A 24135-nucleotide genomic window follows, 5' to 3' on the forward strand; every position below is an offset into this window, starting at 1 on the left:
CCCTCCATCGTCCACTGCCCTTTTTGTGAACGGAATGTCAGTTGAAATCTACGTCAGTGTAGAACCGGGCGCATCCCGCCGCCTCCTACTCAGGGCGGAGTCGCGCCCGCCCGCGCGGCCAGCAGCACGACGCCCAGCACCGCTCCCCCGACGGTCGTCGCCGCGAACAGCGCCACCCACACGCCGCCGGGGATCCTGGTCAGCCGGGCCAGCTGGTCGGCGTCGCTCTCCTGGCCCCGCCCGCGACGGCGCAGGGACTGCAGCTCGGCGACAGCGCGCGGCGCCCCGAAGAGGAGGAACCAGGTACCCACGTGGGCCAGCGCGACCTTCGCGTCCGGGGCCGCCCACCAGGAGACGGCGACCACGACCGCGGCGGCGAGGAGCACCACGTACAGGCCGAAGAAGTTGCGGATCTGCAGGAGCAGCAGCGCCAGCAGGAGCACCGCGGCCCACAGCGCGGCCAGGGCGTAGCCGCGGGAGAGCAAGACGGCGGCGACCAGGCCGATCACCGTCGGCGCCGGGTAGCCGGCCGCGAACGTGGTGACCATGCCGGGCCCGCGGGGTCGCCCGCGGGAGACGGTGAGCCCGGAGGTGTCGGAGTGCAGGCGGACGCCGCTGAGCCGGCGTCCGCAGAGCACGGCGGTCACGGCGTGGCCGCCCTCGTGGGCGATGGTCACCACGTGCCGGGCCCGGCGCCACGCGGGCCGCCACAGGACCAGGACGAGGGCCGCGACGGCCGTGCCCACCAGGACGGCGGCGCTCGGCGCGGGCTGGCGGTCGGCCACGTCGGCGACGACGCGGTCCCAGGCGTGGGCGAGGGCGTCGGGAAGGGCGGGATCCACCCGGTGCACGGTAGTCACGGCCGCTGTGGGAACGCTGAGTCCGCACTCTCCCGGCCCGTGCGGTCGATAGTGCCCGCTGGGCGGGCAGAATCCACCGCACGCTCGGCCGATAACCTGGACGCATGAGCCTCACCCCCCATTCGAGCCGCAGCCAGATCGTCACCGTGACCGAGGTGATCGACGAGACGGCGCTCGCGAAGTCCTTCGTCTTCGATGCGGAGTGGGACTACCGGCCGGGCCAGTTCGTCACCGTCCGGGTCCCGTCGGAGCGCACGGGGTCCGTCGCCCGCTCCTACTCGCTGTACACCTCCCCGTTCGACGACGCGAAGCCCGGCGTGACCGTCAAGCGGACCGTCGACGGGTACGCCTCGAACTGGCTCTGCGACAACGTCACCGCGGGCGACGAGCTCGAGGTCCTGCCGCCGTCGGGCGTCTTCGTGCCGGAGAGCCTCGACGTGCCGCTGCTGCTGCTCGCGGCGGGCAGCGGCATCACGCCGATCATGTCGATCCTGGCGGCCGCACTCAAGGCCGGCACGCAGCCGGTCACGCTGCTGTACGCCAACGCCGACCCGGAGGCCACGATCTTCCGCGCGGAGATCGCGCGACTGGAGGCGGAACACGAACGGCTCACGGTGATCTGGTGGATGGAGTCAGAGCGGGGCATCCCCGACGCCGACATGCTGTCCGCGCTGCTCACGCCGTACCACTCGCGCGCGACCTACCTGTGCGGCCGCGACGAGTTCATGGCCGCCTGCAAGGAGGCCGCCAGGGTGATCGGCACCCCGCGCGAGCAGGTGCACCAGGAGATCTACGCCTCGCTCACCGGCGACGCCTTCGCCGACATCGTGCCCCACGAGGTGGAGGTCACCGCGGACTCGCCGCAGGTCACCGTCCACAACCTGGGCGCGAGCTTCACCGTGCCGTGGCCGGAGGGCGAGTCGCTGGTGGACGTGCTCATCAACAACGGCCACGACGTGCCGTACTCCTGCCAATCGGGCGAGTGCGCCACGTGCCTGTGCAAGCTGACGAAGGGCACCGTCGCGATGGCGGTGACCGACGGACTCGACCCCGACGACGCCGAGGACGGCTACATTCTGGGGTGCCAGGCGAAGCCGACGTCGCCAGAGTTGGAGGTCGAGTACTGATGCGGATCCGCGGAGCGGTGCTGGAGGAGATCGGGCGCGCGCGTCCGTACGCGCGGTCGCAGCCGATCTCGGTGGGCGAGCTCGAGCTCGCGCCGCCGGGCCCCGGCGAACTCCTGGTCCGCATCGAGGCCGCGGGCCTGTGCCATTCGGATCTGTCGGTGGTCGACGGCAACCGCGTCCGCCCCGTGCCGATGCTGCTGGGCCACGAGGCCGCGGGCATCGTCGAGGCGCTGGGGCCCGGCACCGAGGGCGTCGCGGTCGGCGACCGCGTGGTCATGGCCTTCCTCCCCCGCTGCGGCGAGTGCGCCAATTGCCGCACCGACGGCCAGCTTCCGTGCACGCCGGGCAGCGTCGCCAACAACGCCGGCGAGCTGCTGGGCGGCGGCCGGCGACTGTCGCGCGACGGCGCGGAGGTGCACCACCACCTCGGGGTGTCCGGCTTCGCGACGCACACCGTGGTGGACGCCCGCTCCGTCACCCGCGTGGATGCCGATGTGCCGCCGGAGATCGCGGCCGTCCTCGGCTGCGCCGTGCTCACCGGCGGCGGTGCGGTGCTCAACGCCGGCGCACCGTCGAACGGCGACGACGTGATCGTCGTCGGCCTGGGCGGGGTCGGCATGGCCGCCGTCCTCACCGCCCTGTCCCTGCAGGCCGACGGTGCCGTCGGCCGCGTGATCGGCGTCGACGCGCAGCCCGCGAAGCTGGAGCAGGTGCGCGCCCTCGGCGCCGACGCCGCCTACACCCCTGCGGAACTCGCCGAGGCCGGCGTGCGCGCGCCCGTCGTGATCGAGGCGGCGGGCCACCCGAAGGCCTTCGAATCCGCGGTGGCGGCGACCGCTGTCGGCGGCCGGACGGTGACCGTCGGGCTGCCGAATCCCGCTGCGCGGTCCGAGATCAGCCCGCTCGTGCTCACCGCCGAGGCCCGCACCATCATCGGCAGCTACCTCGGCTCCGCCGTCCCGCAGCGCGACATCCCGCGGTACGTCGAGATGTGGCGCGCCGGCCGCCTGCCGGTCGAGAAGCTGATCAGCGGCGTCATCACGCTGGCGCAGATCAACGAGGGTATGGACTCCCTGGCCGACGGTGCCGCCGTCCGCCAGGTGATCCGCTTCTGACGCCTAGGTCGCGGGCCGGATGCCGGCCAGGACGATGCCGATCTGACCGGCGACGTCGATGCCGTCCGGCACCTGCTCGGCGACCATGCCGATACCGCTGATCAGCTGCGACACGGTGCGGTAGCCGATCTCGGGGCGCACGAGGCCGGCGGCCCGCGCGCGCTCGAGGACACCCTCGCCGGCGGAGCCGAGTGCGGTCTTGCAGCTGTAGAGGACCGAGGTGTCGTCGTCGTCCGCGTCGGCGAGCAGGCGAGCGTGCAGGCCGCGGAAGAACGACTTGTGCTCGTAGTGGCTGTGCGCCCACTCGGAGAGGGCGCGCTCCGGTTCGACGTCGGCGAGGGCGATCAGCCGCTCCCCGTCGGCGGCGACCTCCACCTGCCAGTCGTCCAGGACTGCGCGATGCAGATGCGCGCGGGTCGGGAAGTGCCGGTACAGGGTGCCCGGCCCGACGCCCGCGGCTTTGGCGATCTCATCGAGAGACGCATCGGCTCCGCGATCACCGAACGCCTCGCGGGCGACCGCGAGGATCTTGTCGCGGTTGCGCTGTGCGTCCGCACGCAGCGGGCGCGGCGCCTCGACCCGTGGCGCACCGCCGACCGATACCGACCTTTCGGACACTTCGCTCACACCCCTTGCAAACCGGAGACTGCCTCCGTAGCGTAACCGGAGAGGGCCTCCGATTCGCCGATTCATCTCCGAAAAACCGGAGCCGCTCTCCACATCGTAGCCCCTCGGCCGAGAACCGGGGACCATCGACCCGCCATCACCAGTGAATCAGGACACACTTCATGTCGACGATCACCGCATCGGCTCTCCCGGACCGACCAGGAGCGCCTGCGCGCCCCGGCCTCATCCTCTCCGTCATCCTCACCGTCCAGCTCATGCTCGTGCTGGACGCCACCGTCGTGAACGTCGCGCTACCGATCGTGCACAGCGCGTTCGGCTTCTCCGCCGCCGACCTGTCGTGGGTACTCAACGCCTACACCCTGGCGTTCGGCGGGCTGCTCCTGCTGGGCGGGCGTCTCGGCGACGTGCTCGGCTACCGGCGAACCTTCCTCGGCGGGCTCGTCGTCTTCCTCATCGGCTCAGTGCTCGGCGGGTTCGCCCTGACGGGCGTCTGGCTGGTCGCCGCCCGCGCGGTGCAGGGCGTGGGTGCGGCGATCGCCGCGCCGGCGGCGCTGGCCCTGCTCACCCGGTCACAGCCGGAGGGCGCCGCGCGCAACCGCGCGCTCGGCCTGTTCGCGGCGGTCAGCTCCGGCGGCGGCTCGGTCGGCCTGCTCCTCGGCGGCGCCCTCACCTCGTGGGCGTCCTGGCGCTGGGCCTTCTTCATCAACGTGCCGATCGGGATCGCCGCGCTGGTCCTCGGATCCCGGCTGCTCCCGAGAACGCCCCGTCGACGCGAGCCCTTCGACGTGCCCGGCGCGCTCGCCGCGACCATCGGCATGACATCGCTCGTCGCCGGCTTCGTCTGGCTCCCCGAGAGCGGCATCGCGCCGCGCACCGTGGCGGCGTTCGGCGTAGCAGTGATCGCCCTGGCCACGCTCTGCGTCGTCGAACGTCGCACCGATCACCCGCTGTTCGCGTTCCGCCTGCTCCGGGATCCCCACCGGGTGGCCGCACTGGTCGGGTTCGTGCTCATCGTGGGCCCGCAGATGACCGCGTTCTTCTTCCTGGTGCAGTTCCTCCAGGTGGTACACGGCTATTCCGCGTTCCTGACGGGCGTCGCCTTCCTCCCACTGACGCTGGGCATCTTCGGCGTCTCCCGGATCTCGCCGCGCCTGGTGAACCGATTCGGGCCCGCGCCGGTCGCGGTCGTCGGCACGATCCTGCTGGCCGTGGGGCACTTCCAGCTTGCACAACTCACCACGAGCAGCGGCTACTGGGCCGCCGTGTTCGTCCCCACACTCCTGCTCGGTATCGGCGGCGGGCTCGCCTTCATGCCCTTCACCAGCCGCATCCTCTCGGGCGTCCCCGCCTCCGATGCGGGCGCGGCCGCGGGCCTGATGCAGACGGCGCAGCAGGCCGGCGGCGTAGCGCTCGGCCTCGCTGTGCTCATCGCGATCTCCGGAATCAGCTCCGGCGAGGGTGCGACGACGACGGTGCCGGATTTGATCTCGGGCATGGATCGCGCGTTCCTCGCGGGCTCCGGCTTCGTCGCCCTGAGTCTGCTGATCACGCTCGGGTCGGCACTGTGGAGTAGGAAGCCGGTCTCCGCCAGGTGATCCGGTTCTGACCTACGCCTGGGGCGCCTCCGGCGGCGACGCGGGCCGCGGCCAGTCCGTCGGGCGCTGCTGGGCGTCGAGGCCACCGTCGGCGAAGACGACGGAGCCCACGCAGTACCCGGACTCGGGGCCGAGCAGGAACTGCGCGAGCGCGGCGATCTCCTCCGGCTTCCCGGCGCGGCCGGCGGGGATCAGCTCGAGGAAGGCGTCCATCGCGGCACCGAGCTGCGGGTCGGCGCGCCCGGCCTGCGTCATCGGGGTGTCGATGAGCCCCGGCGCGATGGCGTTGAGCCGGATGCCCTGCCGCACGTACTCGGCGGCGTGCGTGCGCACGTAGTAGGCCAGCGCGGCCTTCGTCGCCGGGTAGGCCAGGATCGAGGCGTACTCGCCGTAGGAGTCGGCGAGGTCGGAAGCGGCGTGCTCGTCGCCGTCGAGGCACATCTCGGCCAGCTGCAGCGGCCAGCCCGGCTGCGTGGTCGTGGAGTTCGAGCTCACCAGCAGCGCCGCCGACGGCCCGCGGGCGAGCAGGGGCCGCAGCCCCACCAGCAGGTCGACCGCCCCGAAGTAGTTCACCGCGACGACCGACGCGCCCGAGCGGCCCGCGGCCGGCCCCAGCCCGGCGAACGCGGCGAAGCCGGCGAGCGGCGCGGAGCCCACCAGCTCGCCGATCCGCGCGACGGCCTCGAACCGGCCCCCGGGCGTCCCGAGATCGGCCTCGACGTCGGTCCCGCGCAGGTCGACGCCGATCACGCCGTGCCCGGCGGCGTGCAGCCGCTCCGCCGTCGCCGCGCCGAGACCCGACGCCGCACCCGTCACCACGTACATGCTCATATCCCCCATCCTTCCCCCTGCGAACGGATTCGCGGCAAATCGGATGACATCCGCCCCGGTCCGGTTTAGCGTGAACGCACGCCGACCAGAGGAGACCCCATGACCGACGACGGTATCGCCGACAAGTTCAAGGAAGCACTCGAACGCAAGAACGCGTCGAACCGCAAGGGTTCCGCCCACCTGGACGGGTCCGCGAAGCCCGCGACCCCGCACGGGTCGGAGAGCCACCAGCAGCAGTTCCGTCGCAAGAGCGGATAGCGGAACCGCGCGACGGCCCGGCGAACCCGACAGGGATCGCCGGGCCTACGTCGTTCCCAGCAGCCGCCGCCGGGCCTCCCCGTACTCGCGCTCGCTGATCCGCCCGGCCGCCCGCAGCGCGTCCAGCTCGTCCAGCCGCTCGGTGAGCGACCTCCCGTCGGTGGCCGCCGCGCCCGGCTGCCGCCCGTACTGCCGGACGATCGCCATCACCTCCTGCCGGAGGTACGGATCGCCGTTCCGCAGGTCGACGGTGCCGTCCGTCGCGATCCCGTGCCGGCGGAGGACCTCCAGGATCGCGATCAGGGGGCCGGGCTGCCCGCTGAGGTCGTAGGTCCGGCCGTCCTCCGCCGACGAGAACTGCGCCGGCACCGAACCCGCCACCAGCGCCGACGCCTGCCAGTCGATCTCGAACTCCCGCGTCGCGGGGTCGACGACGACCGCGAGCACGCGGCGGTGCAGCAGCCCCTGCGCCACGATCGGCACCGTCTTGCGGATCTGCGCGTCGAACGTCGGCACCCCGTCGCCGTGGATCCGCAGGCCGAGCTTCATCAGGGGCTGCCCGTTGATCTCGACGGTGGTCTGTTCGACCGACGTGAGGTCGGCGAGGGCCATCCGGCCCGTCGCCATCATGCGGGCGATCTTCTCGCGCCGGTTGTCCGCGCCGTACGCGATGGCGAAGGCGATGAGCACGTTGAGCACCGTGATCGCCGCGCCGGTCCAGAACATCCACTGCAGCGACCGGTCGCCGATCACGAAGTACAGCACCAGGAAGATCGGCCCGACGATCCCGCACAGCATCACGAAGGCGAGGGTCCGGAGGAACGTGCCGACGAAGCCGCGATCGGCGCGTGCTGTGTCCATGGATGCAGGGTACGGACGCGTCGGGCGACCCCACAGGGCATCCGATAGACTTGCGATCGCACTACGACGGTCGCACGAGGAGGGTGTCATCGACCTTCCGCTACTGATCCCCGTACCGATCGTGCGCCGCCCGGTACCCGAGGGCGTGCCGCCGGAAAACCCTGCCGTCCATCAGGTCCGAGCCGTCATCGGGTCGATCCTCGGCTCGCTCCGGGGCGGTCCGCACCTGCCGGAGTCGGGCCTGAACTGGGCCGCCGCCTACCTCACCCGCGGGCCCGAGCCGCTGCTCGTCGTGACCACCACCGACGCCGGCTGGCTGCCGCTCGGCACCATCGTCCCCGCGGGCGTGCGCGTGCTGTGGAACGTCCCCACGGCGGCCGCGTGGGCCACCGTCGACGATCCCGTGCGGCAGCTGGTGGAGTTCGCGGAGGCCGAGGGCTACACGATCCACGCGGTCGCCACCACCCACCCCAGCCGGGCGCACCACATCCCGAACGGCCCGTGGAAGCTCGTCGGCGAGCGCCATCCCGGGCAGGTACTGCCGTACCGGGTCACGCGCTTCGAGGCCGTCGCCTCCCCCGCCCGCGTCGCGCACATCCGCACCCTGTACCCCGACGAGGCCGATCGCCAGGCCCGCGCCCTCCTCCGCGACCTGGAGCGGATCACCGTCGAGCCCGAGTACGCGATCGGCGTCGACGAGGCCCGCGCGGAGGCGCGACGGTACCTCGCCGCCGGCCGGGACGTGCCCGCGGCGGTGGGCGATCAGCTGCTGCTCGACCAGGACGCCCTCGCCGATGCGCTGAACCTGGCGCGCACCCCGCCGCGGTCGCTGACCGCCGGCGGCGGCCCGCCCGACGGTGCGGCGCTCCGGTCCCGGCTCGTCGAGCGCGCGCTGGTGGAGGTCACGATCGCCGCGGCCCGGCACGACCTGGAGTCCGCGATCTACGGCTGGACCTTCGCGCGCTACCTGGCGCGCTGAGCGGCCATCAGGGGTACGTCTTGTACCGGTCCCAGTGGCGGACGCACAGGTACTGCGCCGCGTAGAAGACGAGCTGCTGCCGCTCCCACAGCGGGTACGCCCGCTCGTCGTTGTAGAGCGCGCGCGTCGCCCCGGCGGTGCTCCCCGGGTTCCGGTCGAGCGCGGCGCACGCCCGGTAGCCGAACCGGACCATCTGGGCGTCGGTGGTCCGATCGCCGAACGGCTTGGTGAAGTCGTGGAGGTTCTTCGAGGCCACGACGAACCGGCCCTCGTCGAGCCGGCCGTCGGCCTGCGCGGGCGCCTGCACCAGCGCGGCGCACCCCAGCGCCACGGCCGCGGCCGCCACCGCCCTCATCAGCTTCGGCATCGTCTCGCTCCTCGCCTCCGGTGGGCCCGGCCCACGTGTCGTGGCGATTATCGCCGATCGCGCGAACGCCGGGGCGCGAACCCGAGAAGCCCGGAAACGCGGAACGGCGCCCCTCCCCGAAGGGAGAGGCGCCGTTCACGGCTGGTTACCGAAGATCAGGCGATGATCTTGGTGACGCGGCCGGCACCGACGGTGCGGCCACCCTCGCGGATCGCGAAGCGCAGGCCCTCGTCCATGGCGACCGGCTGGATGAGCTTGACGCTCATCTCGGTGTTGTCGCCGGGCATGACCATCTCGGTGCCCTCGGGGAGGGTCACGACGCCGGTCACGTCCGTGGTACGGAAGTAGAACTGCGGGCGGTAGTTGTTGAAGAACGGGGTGTGGCGGCCGCCCTCGTCCTTCGACAGGATGTACGCCTGGCCCTCGAACTCCTTGTGGGGAGTGGTGGTGCCGGGCTTCACGACGACCTGGCCGCGCTCGACGTCCTCACGCTTGAGGCCACGGACCAGCAGGCCGACGTTGTCGCCCGCCTGGCCCGAGTCCAGCAGCTTGCGGAACATCTCGATGCCGGTGACGGTGGTCTTCGTCGACTTCTCGCGGATGCCGACGATCTCGACCTCCTCGTTGACGTTGACGATGCCGCGCTCGACACGACCGGTGACGACGGTGCCACGACCGGTGATCGTGAAGACGTCCTCGACGGGCATGAGGAAGGGCTTGTCGGTCTCACGCTCGGGATCCGGGATCGCGGTGTCGACCGCGTTCATCAGCTCGAGGATCGACTCGGTCCACTTGGGGTCGCCCTGCAGCGCCTGGTAGCCCGAAACGCGGACGACGGGGGCGTCCTCGTCGAACTCCTGCGAACCCAGCAGCTCGCGGACCTCCATCTCGACGAGCTCGAGGATCTCCTCGTCGTCGACCATGTCGCACTTGTTCAGGGCGACCAGGATGTAGGGCACGCCGACCTGGCGGGCGAGCAGCACGTGCTCACGCGTCTGGGGCATCGGGCCGTCGGTGGCGGCCACGACCAGGATCGCGCCGTCCATCTGGGCCGCACCGGTGATCATGTTCTTGATGTAGTCGGCGTGACCGGGAGCGTCGACGTGAGCGTAGTGACGCTTCTCCGTCTGGTACTCGACGTGGGAGATGTTGATCGTGATACCACGAGCCTTCTCCTCCGGCGCCTTGTCGATCTGATCGAAGGCCGAGGCCTCGTTCAGGTCCGGGTACTTCTCGGCCAGAACCTTGGTGATGGCAGCCGTCAGGGTGGTCTTGCCGTGGTCGACGTGACCGATGGTGCCGATGTTCACGTGCGGCTTCGTCCGCTCGAACTTCGCCTTCGCCACTTGATGTCCTCCTGGACGTAGGTGCTTGAGAGGCCGGTTGCCCCACAAGCGGGTGTATTTACTTCAGTTGTTCGACGCCGCGGAATTGTTCTGTGGCGTCACGCTCCGGAGAGCGGGGAGAATTACTCCCCGTTCACCTTCGCGATGATCTCCTTCGCCACGTTCGCCGGAACCTCGGCGTACGAGTCGAAGACCATGGAGTAGTTAGCCCGGCCCTGGGTCCGCGACCGGAGGTCGCCGATGTAGCCGAACATCTCCGACAGCGGGACCTGCGCCTTGACGACACGGGCACCACTGCGTTCCTCCATGGCCTGGATCTGGCCACGGCGGGAGTTGAGGTCGCCGATCACGTCACCCATGTAATCCTCGGGGGTCGTGACCTCGACAGCCATGATGGGCTCGAGGATGACGGGACCGGCCATGCGCGCGGCCTCCTTGAAGGCCTGCGCGCCGGCGATCTTGAACGCCATCTCGGACGAGTCGACGTCGTGGTACGCGCCGTCGAGCAGCGACACCTTGACGTTGACCATCGGGTAGCCCGCGAGCACGCCGTACTGCAGCGCGTCCTGCGCACCGGCGTCGACCGAGGGGATGTACTCCTTCGGCACGCGACCACCGGTGACGGCGTTCACGAACTCGTAGGTGACGCCGTCCTCGGCCTCGGTGAGCGGCTCGAGCTTGATGATGACGCGCGCGAACTGGCCGGAGCCACCCGTCTGCTTCTTGTGGGTGTACTCGTGCTTGTCGACGGTCTTGCGGATCGTCTCGCGGTACGCCACCTGCGGCTTGCCGACGTTGGCCTCGACCTTGAACTCGCGACGCATGCGGTCGACGAGGATGTCGAGGTGCAGCTCGCCCATGCCGCCGATGACGGTCTGGCCGGTCTGATCGTCGAGCTCGACGGAGAAGGTGGGATCCTCCTCGGCGAGCTTCTGGATCGCGACGCCCAGCTTCTCCTGGTCGGACTTGGTCTTCGGCTCGATCGAGACGTTGATGACCGGATCCGGGAACGTCATCGACTCGAGGACGATGGGGTTCGCCGGGTCGCACAGGGTGTCACCGGTGGTGGTGTTCTTGAGACCGATCATCGCGTAGATGTGACCGGCGGTCGCATCCTCGACGGGCATCTCCTTGTTGGCGTGCATCTGGAAGAGCTTGCCGATGCGCTCCTTGTTGCCCTTCGTGGCGTTGAGCACGCCGGTGCCCGAGTCGATGTGACCCGAGTACACGCGGACGAACGTCAGCTTGCCGAAGAAGGGGTGCGCGGCGATCTTGAAGGCCAGGGCCGAGAAGGGCTCGTCCTTGCTGGGCTTGCGCGAGATGATCTTCTCCTCGTCGCCCACGGCGTGACCCTCGATGGAGGGGACGTCGAGCGGGCTGGGGAGGTAGTCGATCACGGCGTCGAGCATGGGCTGGACGCCCTTGTTCTTGAACGCCGAGCCGCACAGCACGGGGTAGAGCTCGCGCGAGACGGTGAGCTTGCGGATGGCGCCCTTGATCTCCTCGATCGAGAGCTCCTCGCCGGCGAAGTACTTCTCCATCAGAGCCTCGTCGGACTCGGCGACGGTCTCGAGCAGCTTCTCGCGGTACTCGGCGGCCTTGTCGACGAGATCGGCGGGGATCTCCTCGATGGTCGGCTCAGCACCGGTCGGCACGACGCCGCGCCAGGTGATGGCCTTCTGTTCGATGAGGTCGACGACGCCGTCGAAGGCATCCTCGGCGCCGATCGGCAGCTGCAGGACGAGGGGCTTCGCGCCGAGGCGCTCCTCGATGGTGCGCACGGTGAAGTAGAAGTCGGCGCCCAGCTTGTCCATCTTGTTGACGAAGCAGATACGCGGGACGTCGTACTTCTCGGCCTGACGCCAGACCTGCTCCGACTGGGGCTCGACGCCCTCCTTGCCGTCGAAGACGGCCACGGCGCCGTCGAGCACGCGGAGCGAACGCTCCACCTCGACGGTGAAGTCGACGTGCCCGGGGGTGTCGATGATGTTGATCTGGTTGCCGTTCCAGAAGCAGGTCACGGCGGCGGAGGTGATGGTGATACCACGCTCCTTCTCCTGCTCCATCCAGTCGGTGGTCGAGGCACCGTCGTGGGTCTCACCGATCTTGTAGTTCACACCGGTGTAGAAGAGGATGCGCTCGGTAGTGGTGGTCTTACCGGCATCGATATGCGCCATGATGCCGATGTTGCGGACCTTCGTGAGGTCGGTAAGCACTTCCTGTGCCACGGTGGTAAGCCTCGTTCTCGTTAAAGGATGGTTGGAACTCCGCCGCGGGAGCGGCACCTGCAGCTCGGTAGCGGCAGCGGTTCTCCGGTGTCCCGCGGGCCGGCCGGTGGGCCGGCCCGCGGGATCAGATCACCAGCGGTAGTGCGCGAACGCCCGGTTGGCCTCGGCCATCTTGTGGGTGTCCTCGCGACGCTTCACGGAAGCGCCCAGGCCGTTGCTCGCGTCGAGGATCTCGTTGGCGAGACGCTCGACCATGGTCTTCTCGCGACGCTGCCGCGTGAAGGTCACCAGCCAGCGCAGAGCCAGGGTGTTGGCGCGACCGGCCTTCACCTCGATCGGCACCTGGTAGGTGGCGCCACCGACGCGGCGGCTCTTCACCTCGAGCGACGGGCGCACGTTGTCGAGCGCCTTCTTGAGGGTGAGAACCGGATCGGTGCCGGTCTTCTCACGGGTGGCCTCGAGCGCGCCGTAGACGATGCGCTCGGCGGTCGACTTCTTGCCGTCCAGGAGCACCTTGTTCACGAGCTGCGTGACGACCTGCGAGCCGTAGACGGGGTCGTTGACGACGGGGCGCTTGGGCGCCGGTCCCTTACGAGGCATCAGCCCTTCTCCTTCTTCGCGCCGTACTTGCTGCGGGCCTGCTTGCGGCTCTTGACACCCTGGGTGTCGAGCGAGCCACGGATGATCTTGTAGCGAACACCCGGGAGGTCCTTCACACGACCGCCGCGGACGAGCACCATCGAGTGCTCCTGAAGGTTGTGGCCTTCGCCGGGGATGTACGCGGTGACCTCGACCGAGGTGGTCAGGCGGACGCGGGCGACCTTACGGAGAGCCGAGTTCGGCTTCTTCGGGGTCGTGGTGTAGACGCGGGTGCACACGCCACGACGCTGCGGCGAGCCCTTGAGGGCGGCCACCTTCGTCTTGGTGGCCTTGTCCCGGCGGCCCTTGCGGACCAGCTGGTTGATAGTTGGCATAGAAGCGCTGTTTCCTTCGTTTCGGCTGTCGCCGACCGCACGGTCGACTCTTCCTGCTGCTGCGGTTGTAGCTCCGGGCAAGCCGCGCGCCCCCGCGAAGGGGAGAACGACTTCCGCAGCGCGGCCCCACCCGCTTCAACGACTCTCGCCGTTTCCGCTGGTCAGTCCCGTTTCCGGGAAGTAGCTACCGGCCTCGCACGTACCCCGAGGTCGGGCGTGTCGCGTATCCGTGGGCGGTTCCGGAGGTCCGGCCTAGCCATGGACACGTGTGAACAGTCCTGGTTACCCAGGCACGGCGACCTAGCTTACCCGCCTGAACTCACACTGGTCAAAATGCATTGCCTACAGGCCACGATAGTCGCGCACGGCCACCCGTGGCCCGCGGCGTTCGCGGTCGACACCCGCTCGGACCAGCAGCCTGATCACCCGCCCGCGCTGACCCCGATAGGGCTCGAGCACGTCGAGCATTCCGGGATCGTCCAACGCCTCGCCCGCGAGCGCTATTCCCACGATCCGCGGCAGGTGGTAGTCGCCGACGGGCACGGCGTCCGGGTCGCCGCACGCCCGGCCCAGCAGGTCGCCGACGGTCCACGGCCCGATGCCGGGGAGGGCCCCGAGCTTCGCGGGCCGATGCTCGACCTCCACAGCACTCGCCCCGATGATCGTGCGCATCCGGACGGGTTCCACGCCGGCGCGGTGCCACTCCCAGCCGGGTATCGCGGCCCAGGCGGCGCGCGGCGGCGGCACCCGCAGGTCGGGTCCGCCCGTCGGCCCCGGGGCGACCGTGCCGAACCGTCGGACCAGGTACCGCCAGGACCGCCACGCCTCCGCGCCCACGACCTTCTGCTCCAGCACCGTCGGGACGAGCGTCTCCCAGACCCGGTTCGACCGGGTCAGGCGCAGTCCGGGCGAGGCCGCGACCGCCCGCTCGACGACGTCGTGGCGCGGAACCAGGGCCGACGGCTCGTCGTCCGCGCCGACCATCGCGGGGGCGTGGTCGAGGAGCCAGTCCGCGCCGCTCCCCCACGCCTGCGCCGTCACCGTGCCGTCGACGAGGCGCAGGCGCAGCGTCCCCGGCCCGTCCGGGGTGTGCACGGCCCGCCACAGCGCACCGTCGGGCGTGCGCGCGTAGGCCGGATCGCCCGCGCCGCGGCGGAGCACGCCGACGGTGCCGTGCAGGTCGAGGAAGTACCCCGGAGCCCATGAGCGTTCTGCCGTCACCCGGCGAGGTTACGCCGCCCGGTGCCGGTACTTCTCCTCGTAGACCTGCGCGCGGCGACGGTGCTCGGCGAGCTGGCTGCCGCTCTCGGTGTGCGGGTCGATGCCGTTGTCGACCAGCAGTTCCTGCAGGTAGATCGAGCGCAGGCCGCCGACGAAGACGATGGCCGGCAGGGCCATCATCGCGACGAGGGCGAGCTTGACCCACAGCGGCGACGGGAGCAGCAGGGCGACGACGAGGAAGGGCACGAACATCAGCGCCCCGCGGATGAAGAAGCGACGGTTGTGGCCGGGGCCGGTGGCGTCGTTGACCACCCAGTCGCGCATGGAGTCGGGCAGGCGCATCCCCATGAGGTACTTCACCCGCTCGAGGAGGTTCGGTGTAGTTCGCGTAGTCGTGGACATGCCCCCACGCTACGCCGGTGTGATTCAGCTCACAATCATGGCGAACCGCTCAGCGCTCGCCGCTGCGCCGGTATGCGAGGGCCGCGGCGCCCGCGAAGACCGCGAACCACACGACCACGTTGACCACGGCCCCGAGCAGGGAGACGTGCCCGCCGGAGAGCATCTCGCCGCCGGTCAGCGGGTAGCGGGCGAGCGCGGTGATCCCGTACATCGGCGTGAGCTGCGCGGCGGTCAGCATCCCGCCCGAGAGGGGGAAGAAGACGGTGCCGCCGAAGGCGAGCACCGTGAGCAGCAGCCCCGGCACGTGCATCACGATCTCGGGCCGCAGCGCGAGCCCGAGGGCGAGCCCCAGCGCGCCGAACAGCGCCGAGCCGAGCCACGCGAGGAGCAGCGAGAGCACCCAGACCTGCGGCTCGGCCTGCGCGCCGGTCACCGCGGCCAGCGCCGCGAGCACGATCACGGGGAACGCCGACATGGTCAGGGCGCTCACCACCTTCGAGGCGATGTAGCCGGGCGGCCGCAGGGGCGTGAGCCGCAGGGTGCGCACCCAGCCGGTCGAGCGCTCCGCCGCGACCTGGGCGGCGGTCGTCGTGGCCGCCGCCGCGGAGCCGTAGAGCGCGAGGCCGATCATCATCCAGGCGGCGAAGTCGCCGTGCGCGAACCGCGCGTCCGGCCCCGCCTGGGCGTGCAGCGCCAGGTACAGCACCACCGGCAGGACGGTCGTGATGATGAGGGTCTGCCGGTTGCGCAGCTGGCGCCGCACGTCGAGCAGCAGGAAGCGGGGCGTCAGGCCCCAGGTCGCGATGGTGGTCATGCCTTCTCCTCGGTGAGCTGCAGGAACGCCTCTTCGAGACCGTGCGTGAGGGTCTCCACGTCGCGGGCGTCGGTACGGGTGAGCAGGAAGCGGAGCGCGTCGTCGGACGCGCGCGGGTCGCCGTCGACGGCGAAGACGGTGCGCTCGCCGCGCACCTCCGCCACGCGGAGGCCGGGCACGGCCGCGACGAGGGCGGCGGCACCGTCGGGGCCGAGGACCGCGGAGACCCGCCGCCCGGTGGCGGCGGCCCGGACGTCGGCGGTGGCGCCGTCGGCGACGATCCGTCCGCCCGCGATCATGACCACCCGGTCGGCGAACTGGTCCGCCTCCTCGAGGTAGTGAGTGGCGAACAGGACCGTCGTGCCGCGGCCGGCGTCGGCGCGGACGGCGGCCCAGAACCGGCGCCGCGCGTCGACGTCCATGCCGGCGGTGGGCTCGTCGAGGACGAGCAGGTCGGGCTCGGCGAGCAGGGCCAGGGCGAACCGCAGCGCCTGCTGCTGCCCGCCGGAACACTTCCCGACGGTGCGCCGCCGCAGGTCGTCGAGGCCGGCGCGGGCGATCGCGGCGTCCGGATCGGAACCGGGGTGCAGCGACGCGATCAGGTCGACGGTGTCCTGCACCGTGAGCGCGGGGAGGAGCCCGCCCGACTGCTGCACGGCGGCGACGGTGCCGGTGTGCGTCGCGGTGCCGGCGTCCGGGGTGATGAGGCCGAGGATCATGTCGATGGTGGTGCTCTTGCCCGCGCCGTTGGGGCCGAGGAAGGCGACCACCTCGCCCTGGCGGACGGTGAGGTCGACGCCGTCGACGGCGGTGACCCGCTCCCCCGTCGGGGTCGCGTAGGTCTTGGTCAGGGATCTGAGTTCCAGTGCCGGTGTCATGCCGTCGACGATGCCCGCGACCTGCGCCGATCGGATCCACCCGCGGGTGGAGGCCGAGGTGGAGATCGCTCTGTGATGCGGATCACAGACGGAGTAGATTCACTGCCATGCGTGTGCGGCACTCCCTCTCCCTCGCGGCGGCGCTGGCGCTGTGCGCGGCCGCCCCTGCGTTCGGAGCGTCGCCGCCGCCGGGCGCGCTGCTCGGCGAGTTCGCGCAGAACCAACTGGAGAACTGCGCCGCGATCTGCCCGTACGCGCTGCAGGGTGCGATCGGGGTGCCCGCAGGGGTGGTCGCCGCGCCGGGCGCGGCGCTCGCCGCGGCCGCGGGCGGCCCGTTCCGCGCGCTCGGCGCGGGGGCGGCGGCGGTGACCGGTCCCGCGGATGCGGCGATGACCGGCATCATCGGCAACGATCTCAATCAGGTGGTGCCGCGGTTCCAGAACGGCGTGGTCATCGGCCTACTCGATCTGATGCGGATCGGGGGCGGCACCGGCTCGGTCGGGGCGCTGCGCACCGATCTGTACGCGGCGCTGCAACAGCCGCTGCCCCCGGTTGCGCCGACGCCGCCGCCGCTCACGACGCCTCCGGACTTCGGCATCACGCCGGTGCCGCAGGGCGCGGCGGAGACCGCGGTGGTGCAGGGGACGAACGCCTTCTTCGCCGCGGCCTTCTACGTCCCGGAGCTCTCGCTGCTCGGGGCGACGCAGACCGCGAACTCCGCCGCGACGACGCTCGCGGAGTCCGGCGACCCCGTCGCCGCCGTCCAGGCCGGGCTGGACGCCGCGGGCGCGGTGGCGGCGGAGAACGCGCGGATCCTGGAGCGGGCGCTCACGACGCCGTCGACCGGCGGGCCGACGAGCACGGGCGCGCGGTCGACGAGCCCCGACGATGCCGCGGGCGCCGGGCAAAGCCCGTCGGCCACCGTCGACGCCCCCGGGTCGGGCGACGCCACCACGCCCACCGACGCGACCGGGTCCGGCGACACCACGACCACCGACGACGGGGACTGAGCTAAGTCCCGCCGAACGTCACGGGAGCGAGGCCGGTCCGGTCACGCGGACTCGGCCGCGGCGGCTCTTGCCTCGATCCGCGCCCTGACCTCCGGGCGGCGCAGCGGCGGCACCGTCTTCGGCGGCTGCCGGCGCGCGGGCAGCGCGTCGAGCAGTTCCTCCGTCGCGGCGGTCACCTTGGCGACCGCGAGCTCGAAGGCGTCGTGGTTGGCGTCGCTGACCTTCTGAATCCCCGAGACCTTGCGCACGTACTGCCGCGCAGCGGCCTCGATCTCCTCGTCGGTGGCGGCGGGTTCGAGTCCCCGCAGTTCAGTGATGTTCCGGCACATACTCCGACGGTAGTCCCGTCCCGGGTAAATTGCTGTCGCATGGGAGAGGGAACGGGGGAGGCACAGGAGATCGCGGGCTATCGCGTACTGCGCCGCCTCGGCAGCGGGGGCATGGGCGAGGTCTTCCTCGTCCAGCATCCCCGGCTGCCCCGCCGGGACGCGCTGAAGCTGCTGGACTCGAGCGTCTCGCGCAACGCGGACTTCAAGGCGCGGTTCAGCCGGGAGGCGGACGTCCTGTCGATCCTGTCGCATCCGAACATCGTGGGCATGTACGACCGCGGCGAGGTCGACGGCCGGCTGTGGCTGGCGATGGAGTACGTCGCGGGCGACGACGTCGCGGTGATCCTCGCGCGCAACGGGCCGATGCCGTTGGGCCTGGTCACCGACATCGTCGCCGGCGCCGGGGCGGCGCTCGACTTCGGGTGGCACGAGCACCGCATCACACACCGGGACGTCAAGCCCGCGAACATCCTGGTGCGGCTGACGGGCGGCCGCGCGACGACGGTGAAGCTCGTCGATTTCGGGATCGCCAAGGCCGCCGGGGAGACGACGTCGCTGACCTCGACCGGGGTCACCGTGGGCACGATGAGCTACATCGCGCCGGAGGCGATCGAGGGCCGCCCGCTGGACCTGCGCGCCGACGTCTACTCGCTCGGCTGCACCGCGTTCCAGATGCTCACGGGCACGACCCCGTACGCCGGCACCTCCGTCGCCCTCATGTCCGCGCACCTGAACCGGCCGATCCCCCGGATCACCGAGCGCGTGCCCACCCTGCCCGGCTACCTCGACGCGGTGTTCGCGACGGTGCTGGCGAAGGAGCCGCGGGACCGCTTCCAGGACTGCGCGTCGTTCGTCGCCGCGCTGTCCGGAGCGGCGCCCGTCCCCGCCCCACCTCCGACGACGCAGGCGATCGCCCTGCCGGCAGTGCCTCCTACGACGACGCCCGCCGCCGAGCACTTCGCACGCACGGAACTCCGCGCGGCCGGGCCCGCCCCGGAGCCCACCGAATCGTCCCGCGGCACCGGGATCCTCAAGGGCGGCATCGCTGTTCTCCTGGTGGGCGTCCTCGCCGTCGCCGGCTTCCTCGGCTTCACCTTCCTGCAGGCCTCGGACACCACCGTCACCCCGACCACGCCCAGCTCCGTCCGCGTCACGACCCGCGTCCTCCCGCCCACCGGTGCCTCCGCGCCGCCGACCGCCCCGCCGCGCACGCCCGACTACGGCACCCGCTGACCGCCCCGGCAGCACCGCCCCGGCGTCCGCATCACGGCGCCCCGAGGATCGTCGCGCAGCTCCACGAGGCCCTGATCGTCAGCGGCGTACCCGGGGTCCCCTTCTGCCGGGACAGCACGGCGTCGATACTGCCGGACTTGTCCGCGTCGAGGGTGATGGTTCCCTTGACCTGACTCGCGTTCGTGACGGGGCCGGACGCCCAGCGCTCGTCCGAGACGACGCCGGCCGAGTCGCGGTAGAAGGTGACGACGCCGGTGCTCATGCTCGTGATCATGAAGCGTGTCCGGCCCTCCTCGACCGACGAGAGCCCGATCGACAGCCGGTAGGGCTGGCCGTTGATCCGCACGACGCCGTTGAAGGTGTAGTGGTGGCCGCGGGTCCCCCACTGGTACCACCGGCAGGTGACGGGCTCGGCGAGTTCGGTCGACTTCCCGGTCGGTCCGCCGCTGACCTCCACGGTGAGAGCGTCGACGGGGCCTCTCGAGGTCGTGCCCGGAGCTGATGCCGCGTCCGAGAGCGGGCCGCAGCCCACGACCGCGAGGCCGAGGAGGGAGATCGTCGCGGCGGCGCGCACGTGCCGGCGGTGTCTGATGATCGTCATCGCTCGACGGTACGAACCGCAGTGCCCCAAGGGCATCGGCGTCAGTACTCATCTCCCGTTTCGCCTGCCGCGCACGTTACGCGGCCGCGCTCACCCGACCAGCGCGGCGACCTCGTCGGCGCAGCCCCAGCTCAGGGTCACCCCGGCGCCGCCGTGGCCGTAGCAGTGGACGACGTCGCCCTCGCGCTCGAGGCGCACCGTCGGGCGGGACGGCCGCAGGCCGATGTTGTGGCCGAGCACCCGCGCGTCCGCGAGCTCGGGGACGAGCGCGCGGGCCCGGGCGAGGATGGCGTCCGCGGTGGCCGGGTCGACGGTGAGGTCCTCGGCGCCGTGATCCTCGGTGCCGCCGACGACGACGTCGTTCGAGCGCGGCACGACGTACGTGGTGACGCCGAGGTCGAGCGCGGAATCGTCGATCCACCAACGGTCCACGCCCACCTGCTCGAGGTAGACCACCTGCCCGCGGACAGGCTCCAGCGTGGCGTCGCCGACGAACTCGCGCGCGCCCAGCCCGGTCGCGTTGACGACGGTGCCGTCCAGCTCGTCGAGGGACCGGACCTCCCGCTGTTCGACGGTGCCGCCGAGCTCGCGGACGCGGGCCGCGAGCCAGGGCAGGTAGACGGGCATCTCGATGACGGGCGAGACGAAGCTCCACCCCTCGGCGTAACCGGGTCGCGGCGCCGCGACCCGCTCGACCGACGGCACGGCGGAGGTCCACCACGGCTCCGGGACCGGTTCGCGGAAGATCTCGGTACCGGGCGTCATGACGACACCATCGACGCCGCGGGCGGCGAGCGCCGTGAACTCGGCGAGCGTCGCCGCGGACCATCCGGTCACCCGGTCGCGGGGCTCGGCGAGGTACGGGTACCAGACGGCGGCGGCGACCGCGGAGGTCAGGCCGGGCGAGAGTTCCCGCCCGTACACGCGAACACCGTGCCCCGCCTCGAGCAGGCGCACCGCGCACGACAGTCCGATCACGCCGGCACCGACGATCGTCACCTCAGCCATGCGGACAGCCTGTCATGCCCGTCGCCGGCCGCGGCGGCCGTTCTCGCGATGCCACCGCCTCTTCACAATCGCAGCGTAGGCTTTGCAGCGTCACCACCCCGAACGAATCACCCACGGATACAAGGAAGTGCCATGAGCGAATACGTTGCCGTCATCTCCCTGCCCACCCGCGCCGCCACGTACGAGGAGTACTCGAACCTCAAGAACACCGCGGACACGTACGGGGTGGTGTCCTCCGCGATCGTCGAGCGCAACGCGGACGGCACCTACGACATCCCCGAGACCACCGACGGCACCACGGGCACCGGCACCCTCAGCGGTTCGCTCATCGGCATGCTCGTGGGCGTGCTCGGCGGCCCGGTGGGCATGCTGCTCGGCATGTCGGTGGGCACGGCGACCGGCGCGCTGGTGGACGCGAGCAACCTCGACGACAGCGACGACGTGATCTCCCTCTTCGCGCAGCAGCTCCCGCCCGGCAACAACGCGATCATCGTGCAGACCGAGGAGCCGACGACCGATGCGCTCGACGCGCAGGTCGCGCGGGCCGGCGGCCGCATCGCGCGCCGCCCGCTCGACGAGGTGATCAGCGAGCTCGAGGCGCAGCAGGACGCCGCGGACGCCGCCGCGAAGGCCGCCCGCAAGGCGGCGCACGAGCAGAAGAAGCAGGAGCGCCACGACAAGAACGAGGACCGGATCAACGCCCTCAAGGCGAAGTTCAGCCGCGGCTGACCGCACACATCGTTAGGCTCGCCATGTGAGTGACTACGAGTTCCTGCAGGCAGCGCCTCCCGGTCCCTCCTTCGAGAGGAGCTGGCCCGTCCGGACGGGTGACGTCGACCCCGAGCGGCGGGTCCGGCTCGACGGGATCGCGCGCTACCTGCAGGACATGGCGAACGACGAGATGTTCCACCGCGGTTTCGACGCCACCGACCCGTACTGGCTGGTGCGCCGCAGCATCATCGACGTGCTCGAGCCGCTGCACTGGCCCTCGGACGTGACGCTGCTGCGCTGGTGCGAGTCCACCAGCTCCAGGTGGTGCAACATGCGGATCACGCTGCGCGGCAGCGCCGGTGGGCACGTCGAGACCGAAGCCTTCTGGATCCGGTTCAGCGCCGACTCGGGGATGCCGACGCACATCAGCGACGGCGGCATGGAGTACCTGCAGCAGTACGTGACGGAGACCCGGCTGCGCTGGAAGGCGCTCAACACCGCCACGCCGCCCGAACCCTCGGCGGGCGACTACACCGTGAAACTGCGCGCCACCGACTTCGATCCGTACCAGCACCTCAACAACGCCGCGTACCTGCAGCTCGTCGAGGACGACCTGGACGGCGACGCCCTTCTCGCGGCCCCGCACCGCGCGATCATCGAGTACCTCGCGCCGATCCCCCTGGGTTCCAGCGTGCAGGTGCGGTCCGAGCGGGACGACGCCGGCTACCGGCAGTGGCTCTACCTCCTGGACGAGGATGGCGCCCCCGCCCGCAAGCCGGCATCGGCGGTCTCGGTCGTCGCGCTGACCGGCGCCCCCTTCGCTCCTCCCGCGCCGTGGCCGCCAGAGCAGGTCGAGCGGATCGAGTGGCGGGTCTGACAGTCCCGAATCGGGCGAAAAAGACGCACCTCCCGCCCCACGTGGCGGCACTCCGTTCGCAGGCCTAAGCTCCTCGAGGTAGATAGATAAGATCTTCTAACCTTAAGGACGGAACGTTGGCGCCGGCCCTGCTCGACACCCCCGCATCGAAGCCGCACAGCGACTCGTACAAGTGGATCGCCCTGTCCAACACCACCCTCGGGATGCTGATCGCGACGATCAACAGCTCGATCGTGCTGATCGCGCTGCCCGACATCTTCAAGGGCATCCACCTGAACCCGCTGGAGCCGGGCAACACCAGCTACCTGCTGTGGATGATGATGGGCTTCCTGGTCGTGACCGCGGTCCTCGTGGTCGCCTTCGGCCGGCTCGGCGACATGTTCGGGCGGGCCCGCATGTACAACATGGGCTTCCTGATCTTCTCGATCTCGTCGATCTTCCTGGCAGCGACCTGGTTCGACGGGCACGCCGCGGCCCTGTGGCTCATCGGCTGGCGCGTGGTGCAGGGCATCGGCGGTGCCTTCCTCATGGCGAACAGCTCGGCGATCCTCACCGATGCCTTCCCGCCCGACCAGCGGGGGCTCGCGCTCGGCATCAACAGCGTCGCGGCGATCGCCGGCTCGTTCCTGGGCCTGATCATCGGCGGCCTGCTCGCGCCGATCAACTGGCACCTGATCTTCCTGGTCTCCGTGCCCTTCGGGGTGATCGGCACCGTCTGGGCGTACCTGAAACTCGAGGACCGCGGCGCCCGCGTGCCGGCGACGATGGACTGGTGGGGCAACCTGACCTTCGCCGTCGGCCTCATCGCGGTCCTGGTCGGCATCACCTACGGCATCCAGCCCTACGGCGGCCACGCGATGGGCTGGACCTCGCCGTTCGTGCTCGCCTGCCTGCTGGGCGGCGCGGCGGTGCTCGCGGTCTTCTGCGTCATCGAGCTCCGGGTCGACTCCCCGCTGTTCGACCTGCACCTGTTCCGGAACCGGGCGTTCGTGTGGGGCAACGCCGCGAACCTCTGCGGCTCGCTGGGCCGCGGCGGGCTGCAGTTCATGCTCATCATCTGGCTGCAGGGGATCTGGTTGCCGCAGCACGGCTACGACTACACGCAGACCCCGCTGTGGGCGGGCATCTACATGGTGCCGATGACCGTCGGATTCCTGCTCTCCGCCCCGATCTCCGGCGCCCTCTCGGACCGGATCGGCGGCCGCGCACTCAGTTCCGTGGGCCTCGTCATCACCGCGCTCACCTTCCTCGCCCTCATCGCGCTGCCGGTCGACTTCGCCTACTGGGCCTTCGCCGTCATCCTGTTCGTCAACGGCGTCGGCATGGGCATGTTCGGCTCGCCCAACCGCGCGGTCGTGATGAACTCGCTGCCCGCGACGTCCCGCGGGTCGGGCTCGGGAATGATGACGACCTTCCAGAACTCGGCCATGGTGCTCTCGATCGGCCTGTTCTTCTCGCTGATGATCGCGGGCCTGTCGGGCTCGCTGCCCGGCGCCATGTCGACGGGGCTCCAGGCCAACGGCGTTCCCCCGCAGTACGCCTCGGAGATCGCCGCGCTGCCGCCGGTGGCGGTGCTGTTCGCGGCCTTCCTCGGCTACAACCCGGTGCAGGAGCTGCTCGGCCCGCACCTGGCGCAGCTGCACCTCACGGCCGAGCAGACCCAGCACCTCACGGGCCTGCAGTTCTTCCCGCACCTCATCGCCGAGCCCTTCCGCTCGGGCCTGGAGCTCGCCTTCTCCTTCGCCGCGGTGGTCTGCCTCCTCGGCGCGGTCGCCTCGCTGCTCACGGGCGGCAAGGAGGTCGACGGTGCGCCCGACGACGACCCCGAGACCCTCGAGTCCGAGGCCGACGAGGTGGAGACGATCGCCCGGTACTGACCCCGG

General features: G+C 70.9%; 26 protein-coding genes. 10 read left to right on the forward strand and 16 right to left on the reverse strand.

The genetic code is table 11. The features are described 5' to 3' along the window. Positions 1-89 precede the first annotated feature (89 nt). Positions 90-842 carry a M50 family metallopeptidase gene (locus tag LB823_RS11690; RefSeq protein WP_224647315.1) on the reverse strand — a complete coding sequence of 251 codons (753 nt, stop codon included), beginning with the start codon at positions 840-842 and terminating at the stop codon, positions 90-92. A 122-nt stretch (positions 843-964) separates the two neighbouring features. Here LB823_RS11690 and LB823_RS11695 point away from each other — a divergent pair, with 122 nt between their 5' ends. Together LB823_RS11695 and LB823_RS11700 are read left to right on the forward strand one after the other, a co-directional pair. Further along, positions 965-1987: a ferredoxin--NADP reductase gene (locus tag LB823_RS11695; protein WP_224647316.1), complete on the forward strand. Its 1023-nt coding sequence runs from the start codon at positions 965-967 to the stop codon at positions 1985-1987. Then, the gene (locus tag LB823_RS11700) at positions 1987-3102 is read left to right on the forward strand and encodes an alcohol dehydrogenase catalytic domain-containing protein (RefSeq protein ID WP_224647317.1); all 1116 of its coding nucleotides are present in this window, start codon (positions 1987-1989) and stop codon (positions 3100-3102) included. The genes LB823_RS11695 and LB823_RS11700 overlap by 1 nt, the downstream gene beginning before the upstream one ends. Before the next feature lie 3 nt (positions 3103-3105). Here the strand turns inward: LB823_RS11700 and LB823_RS11705 are convergent, their stop codons facing one another. Continuing rightward, positions 3106-3729 (reverse strand): TetR/AcrR family transcriptional regulator, encoded by a 624-nt coding sequence (locus tag LB823_RS11705; protein ID WP_224647318.1) that lies wholly within the window; start codon positions 3727-3729, stop codon positions 3106-3108. Between the two features lie 161 nt (positions 3730-3890). Here LB823_RS11705 and LB823_RS11710 point away from each other — a divergent pair, with 161 nt between their 5' ends. Beyond that, positions 3891-5324, forward strand: coding sequence for an MFS transporter (locus tag LB823_RS11710; protein ID WP_224647319.1), 1434 nt, complete (start codon positions 3891-3893; stop codon positions 5322-5324). Positions 5325-5336: 12 nt separating this feature from the next. Here LB823_RS11710 and LB823_RS11715 read toward each other — a convergent pair whose 3' ends face one another. After that, on the reverse strand, positions 5337-6155 hold the full coding sequence (locus tag LB823_RS11715) for an SDR family oxidoreductase (RefSeq protein ID WP_224647320.1): 819 nt from the start codon (positions 6153-6155) through the stop codon (positions 5337-5339). Positions 6156-6254: 99 nt separating this feature from the next. Here LB823_RS11715 and LB823_RS11720 point away from each other — a divergent pair, with 99 nt between their 5' ends. Continuing rightward, positions 6255-6413 (forward strand): DUF5302 domain-containing protein, encoded by a 159-nt coding sequence (locus tag LB823_RS11720; protein ID WP_224647322.1) that lies wholly within the window; start codon positions 6255-6257, stop codon positions 6411-6413. A 45-nt stretch (positions 6414-6458) separates the two neighbouring features. Here the strand turns inward: LB823_RS11720 and LB823_RS11725 are convergent, their stop codons facing one another. After that, on the reverse strand, positions 6459-7274 hold the full coding sequence (locus LB823_RS11725; RefSeq protein WP_224647323.1) for an SHOCT domain-containing protein: 816 nt from the start codon (positions 7272-7274) through the stop codon (positions 6459-6461). Between the two features lie 121 nt (positions 7275-7395). Here LB823_RS11725 and LB823_RS11730 point away from each other — a divergent pair, with 121 nt between their 5' ends. Next, a complete protein-coding gene (locus LB823_RS11730; RefSeq protein ID WP_224647324.1) occupies positions 7396-8253 on the forward strand; it encodes a hypothetical protein in 858 nt (285 codons plus the stop codon). 7 nt (positions 8254-8260) lie between these two features. On the opposite strand, the gene LB823_RS11735 is transcribed toward LB823_RS11730, so the two are convergent. From LB823_RS11735 to LB823_RS11775, 9 genes are all read right to left on the reverse strand, one after another. Continuing rightward, complete coding sequence (locus tag LB823_RS11735) at positions 8261-8620, reverse strand: DUF732 domain-containing protein (protein WP_224647325.1); 360 nt, start codon at positions 8618-8620, stop codon at positions 8261-8263. A gap of 155 nt (positions 8621-8775) precedes the next feature. Then, entirely contained in the window at positions 8776-9966 is a 1191-nt protein-coding gene (gene tuf / locus LB823_RS11740) for an elongation factor Tu (protein WP_224647326.1), read from the reverse strand. A 122-nt stretch (positions 9967-10088) separates the two neighbouring features. Continuing rightward, positions 10089-12194 (reverse strand): elongation factor G, encoded by a 2106-nt coding sequence (fusA, locus tag LB823_RS11745; protein WP_224647327.1) that lies wholly within the window; start codon positions 12192-12194, stop codon positions 10089-10091. A 129-nt stretch (positions 12195-12323) separates the two neighbouring features. After that, on the reverse strand, positions 12324-12794 hold the full coding sequence (gene rpsG, locus LB823_RS11750) for a 30S ribosomal protein S7 (protein ID WP_068522691.1): 471 nt from the start codon (positions 12792-12794) through the stop codon (positions 12324-12326). Further along, entirely contained in the window at positions 12794-13168 is a 375-nt protein-coding gene (gene rpsL, locus LB823_RS11755) for a 30S ribosomal protein S12 (protein WP_224647328.1), read from the reverse strand. Before rpsL ends, rpsG begins: the two co-directional genes overlap by 1 nt. 342 nt (positions 13169-13510) lie before the next feature. After that, entirely contained in the window at positions 13511-14389 is an 879-nt protein-coding gene (locus LB823_RS11760; RefSeq protein ID WP_224647329.1) for a DNA-3-methyladenine glycosylase, read from the reverse strand. Between the two features lie 9 nt (positions 14390-14398). Further along, positions 14399-14791 carry a DUF5313 family protein gene (locus LB823_RS11765; protein WP_224647330.1) on the reverse strand — a complete coding sequence of 131 codons (393 nt, stop codon included), beginning with the start codon at positions 14789-14791 and terminating at the stop codon, positions 14399-14401. Positions 14792-14840: 49 nt separating this feature from the next. Further along, a complete protein-coding gene (locus tag LB823_RS11770) occupies positions 14841-15605 on the reverse strand; it encodes an ABC transporter permease (RefSeq protein WP_224647331.1) in 765 nt (254 codons plus the stop codon). Beyond that, positions 15602-16483, reverse strand: coding sequence for an ABC transporter ATP-binding protein (locus tag LB823_RS11775; RefSeq protein ID WP_224647332.1), 882 nt, complete (start codon positions 16481-16483; stop codon positions 15602-15604). The genes LB823_RS11770 and LB823_RS11775 overlap by 4 nt, the downstream gene beginning before the upstream one ends. A gap of 107 nt (positions 16484-16590) precedes the next feature. On the opposite strand from LB823_RS11775, the gene LB823_RS11780 reads away from it, so the two are divergent. After that, entirely contained in the window at positions 16591-17493 is a 903-nt protein-coding gene (locus LB823_RS11780; RefSeq protein WP_224647333.1) for a hypothetical protein, read from the forward strand. 41 nt (positions 17494-17534) lie between these two features. Here the strand turns inward: LB823_RS11780 and LB823_RS11785 are convergent, their stop codons facing one another. Next, positions 17535-17822, reverse strand: coding sequence for a DUF2277 domain-containing protein (locus tag LB823_RS11785; protein WP_224647334.1), 288 nt, complete (start codon positions 17820-17822; stop codon positions 17535-17537). A gap of 39 nt (positions 17823-17861) precedes the next feature. Between LB823_RS11785 and LB823_RS11790 the strand changes: the two genes are divergently transcribed. Beyond that, complete coding sequence (locus LB823_RS11790) at positions 17862-19055, forward strand: serine/threonine-protein kinase (RefSeq protein WP_224647335.1); 1194 nt, start codon at positions 17862-17864, stop codon at positions 19053-19055. Positions 19056-19086: 31 nt separating this feature from the next. Here LB823_RS11790 and LB823_RS11795 read toward each other — a convergent pair whose 3' ends face one another. Then, positions 19087-19656 (reverse strand): hypothetical protein, encoded by a 570-nt coding sequence (locus tag LB823_RS11795; RefSeq protein WP_224647336.1) that lies wholly within the window; start codon positions 19654-19656, stop codon positions 19087-19089. A gap of 90 nt (positions 19657-19746) precedes the next feature. Further along, entirely contained in the window at positions 19747-20664 is a 918-nt protein-coding gene (locus tag LB823_RS11800) for an FAD-dependent oxidoreductase (RefSeq protein WP_224647337.1), read from the reverse strand. Between the two features lie 132 nt (positions 20665-20796). On the opposite strand from LB823_RS11800, the gene LB823_RS11805 reads away from it, so the two are divergent. From LB823_RS11805 to LB823_RS11815, 3 genes are all read left to right on the forward strand, one after another. Next, positions 20797-21393, forward strand: coding sequence for a DUF1269 domain-containing protein (locus tag LB823_RS11805; protein ID WP_224647338.1), 597 nt, complete (start codon positions 20797-20799; stop codon positions 21391-21393). A gap of 25 nt (positions 21394-21418) precedes the next feature. Beyond that, on the forward strand, positions 21419-22252 hold the full coding sequence (locus LB823_RS11810; RefSeq protein ID WP_224647339.1) for an acyl-[acyl-carrier-protein] thioesterase: 834 nt from the start codon (positions 21419-21421) through the stop codon (positions 22250-22252). 116 nt (positions 22253-22368) lie between these two features. Then, positions 22369-24129 carry an MFS transporter gene (locus tag LB823_RS11815; RefSeq protein WP_224647340.1) on the forward strand — a complete coding sequence of 587 codons (1761 nt, stop codon included), beginning with the start codon at positions 22369-22371 and terminating at the stop codon, positions 24127-24129. Positions 24130-24135: the final 6 nt, after the last annotated feature.

This window comes from Tsukamurella sp. M9C, assembly GCF_020169415.1.
Lineage (GTDB): Bacteria > Actinomycetota > Actinomycetes > Mycobacteriales > Mycobacteriaceae > Tsukamurella.

Coding starts and splice junctions, on each gene's coding strand:
- LB823_RS11695 (WP_224647316.1), top strand. CDS start 965: ATGAGCCTCACCCCCCATTCGAGCCGCAGCCAGATCGTCACCGTGACC.
- LB823_RS11700 (WP_224647317.1), top strand. CDS start 1,987: ATGCGGATCCGCGGAGCGGTGCTGGAGGAGATCGGGCGCGCGCGTCCG.
- LB823_RS11710 (WP_224647319.1), top strand. CDS start 3,891: ATGTCGACGATCACCGCATCGGCTCTCCCGGACCGACCAGGAGCGCCT.
- LB823_RS11715 (WP_224647320.1), bottom strand. CDS start 6,155: ATGAGCATGTACGTGGTGACGGGTGCGGCGTCGGGTCTCGGCGCGGCG.
- LB823_RS11720 (WP_224647322.1), top strand. CDS start 6,255: ATGACCGACGACGGTATCGCCGACAAGTTCAAGGAAGCACTCGAACGC.
- LB823_RS11725 (WP_224647323.1), bottom strand. CDS start 7,274: ATGGACACAGCACGCGCCGATCGCGGCTTCGTCGGCACGTTCCTCCGG.
- LB823_RS11735 (WP_224647325.1), bottom strand. CDS start 8,620: ATGCCGAAGCTGATGAGGGCGGTGGCGGCCGCGGCCGTGGCGCTGGGG.
- rpsG (WP_068522691.1), bottom strand. CDS start 12,794: ATGCCTCGTAAGGGACCGGCGCCCAAGCGCCCCGTCGTCAACGACCCC.
- rpsL (WP_224647328.1), bottom strand. CDS start 13,168: ATGCCAACTATCAACCAGCTGGTCCGCAAGGGCCGCCGGGACAAGGCC.
- LB823_RS11765 (WP_224647330.1), bottom strand. CDS start 14,791: ATGTCCACGACTACGCGAACTACACCGAACCTCCTCGAGCGGGTGAAG.
- LB823_RS11770 (WP_224647331.1), bottom strand. CDS start 15,605: ATGACCACCATCGCGACCTGGGGCCTGACGCCCCGCTTCCTGCTGCTC.
- LB823_RS11775 (WP_224647332.1), bottom strand. CDS start 16,483: ATGACACCGGCACTGGAACTCAGATCCCTGACCAAGACCTACGCGACC.
- LB823_RS11780 (WP_224647333.1), top strand. CDS start 16,591: ATGCGTGTGCGGCACTCCCTCTCCCTCGCGGCGGCGCTGGCGCTGTGC.
- LB823_RS11785 (WP_224647334.1), bottom strand. CDS start 17,822: ATGTGCCGGAACATCACTGAACTGCGGGGACTCGAACCCGCCGCCACC.
- LB823_RS11790 (WP_224647335.1), top strand. CDS start 17,862: ATGGGAGAGGGAACGGGGGAGGCACAGGAGATCGCGGGCTATCGCGTA.
- LB823_RS11795 (WP_224647336.1), bottom strand. CDS start 19,656: ATGACGATCATCAGACACCGCCGGCACGTGCGCGCCGCCGCGACGATC.
- LB823_RS11800 (WP_224647337.1), bottom strand. CDS start 20,664: ATGGCTGAGGTGACGATCGTCGGTGCCGGCGTGATCGGACTGTCGTGC.
- LB823_RS11805 (WP_224647338.1), top strand. CDS start 20,797: ATGAGCGAATACGTTGCCGTCATCTCCCTGCCCACCCGCGCCGCCACG.